The following is a 1,105-nucleotide window of genomic DNA, read 5'->3' on the forward strand; positions in this document are numbered from 1 at the left end:
CCCACCTTGGGGATCATGATCAGGTCCAGCCGGTCGCCAGCCTGTTCGACCACATCGACCACATCGCGGTACATGTAATGGGTGTCCAGCCCGTTGATGCGCACCGACAGGGTCTTGGTGCCCCAGTCGATCTCGTTCAGGGCCTGGATGATATTCCTGCGCGCCTGTTCCTTTTCGTCGGGCGCAACGGCGTCTTCGAGATCGAGGAAGATCACGTCGACATCCGATTGCGCGGCCTTTTCGAACATGCCGGGCTGGCTGCCCGGTACGGCCAATTCGCTGCGGTTAAGGCGCGCGGGCGCCGGTTCGATGGGATGAAAGCTCATGGTTTGGAGGTCCTGGTCTTGAAGGTCTGCATCAGATCACCCGGTCGCGCGGATCGCGGCCGGTGAAGAAGTCGGCGAGGTTGTCGAGCACGCGAAAGCCCATGGCTTCACGCGCCTCGCGTGTGGCGCTGCCCAGATGCGGCAGCATGACGAGATTGTCGCAATGCAGCAGGTCGGGGCTGATCCTGGGTTCGCCGTCAAAGACATCCAGCGCGGCGCCGCCGATCAGGTCGTATTTGAGGGCCTGGATCAGGGCGAACTCGTCGATGACCTCGCCGCGGGCGGTGTTGATCAGATAGGCGCCGGGCTTCATCAGCTCCAGCCTGCGTCCGTTGATCAGGTGCCGGGTCGCCGCCCCGCCGGGGCAGTGCAGCGAGACGAAGTCGCAGCGCGGCAGCAGCGCGTCGAGGTCGTCGACCTGCTCGGCGCCGAACCGGGCCAGCAGGGCCGGGTCCAGCCTGCTGCGGTTCTGCACCAGAATTTTCATGCCAAAGCCGTGATGAGCGCGCCGCGCCAGTTCCTGGCCGATCCGGCCAAAGCCCACGATGCCCAGCACCTTGCCGCTGACCTTGGTGCCGACCAGATGGGTCTGACGCCAGCCGGTCCAACTGCCGGAGCGGACCTCGCGCTCGCCTTCGCCAGCGCGGCGCGCGACCATCAAGAGAAGCGTCATCGCCAGATCGGCGGTGCATTCCGACAGCACGTCGGGCGTGTTGGTGACCGTCACGCCCAGGCTGCGGGCGGCGGGCTCGCAGATATGGCTGTAGCCGACGCCGTAA

At 65.5% G+C, this 1,105-nt stretch carries 2 protein-coding genes; both read right to left on the reverse strand.

What is annotated here, in order from left to right; all coding sequences use genetic code 11:
• On the reverse strand, positions 1 to 326 hold a 326-nt coding region (locus M3P21_RS22305), incomplete at its 3' end, for an aldolase/citrate lyase family protein (RefSeq protein WP_249713707.1).
• Positions 327 to 357: 31 nt separating this feature from the next.
• Positions 358 to 1,105: 2-hydroxyacid dehydrogenase (locus tag M3P21_RS22310; protein WP_249713708.1), on the reverse strand; the 748-nt coding region annotated here is incomplete at its 5' end.

Origin of the sequence: Ruegeria spongiae (genome assembly GCF_023502395.1) — a bacterium.
Classification (GTDB): domain Bacteria; phylum Pseudomonadota; class Alphaproteobacteria; order Rhodobacterales; family Rhodobacteraceae; genus Ruegeria_C; species Ruegeria_C spongiae.